Annotated in this window: 1 protein-coding gene; it reads right to left on the minus strand. The window is 65.7% G+C overall.

Annotation, left to right across the window (positions count from 1 at the left end):
* Positions 1 to 399 (minus strand): VCBS domain-containing protein (locus EN857_RS33430; protein ID WP_135897681.1); only part of this gene is annotated, 399 nt, incomplete at both ends.

The raw sequence follows: 399 nt of genomic DNA on the forward strand, positions 1-399 counted from the left end.
AGATGGTCAGCGTGCCGGAGCTCGAGATGTCGGTGGCCGAGTTGGTCTCGGTCAGGTTGCGCACATCGGCCGACAGGATGGCGGCATCGTTGGTGCCGTCGATGTTGATGGTCACCGAGGTGTGGGTGCCGTCGGCGCTGACGACATCGAAGGTGTCGGTGTAGGTGGTGCCGGCGGCGAACTCGTTGTGGGCCGAGCTTGCCGTGTAGGTCCAGGCGCCGGCGCTGTCGATGGAGAACGAGCCATAGGTTCCAACGGTCGCGGCCTGGGCGACGAAGGTCGCCGGGCTGTCGACATCGGAGATGGTCAGCGTGCCGGAGCTCGAGATGTCGGTGGCCGAGTTGGTCTCGGTCAGGTTGCGCACATCGGCCGACAGGATGGCGGCATCGTTGGTGCCGT

Source organism: Mesorhizobium sp. M4B.F.Ca.ET.214.01.1.1 (assembly GCF_004791545.1).
Classification (GTDB): Bacteria; Pseudomonadota; Alphaproteobacteria; order Rhizobiales; family Rhizobiaceae; genus Mesorhizobium; species Mesorhizobium abyssinicae.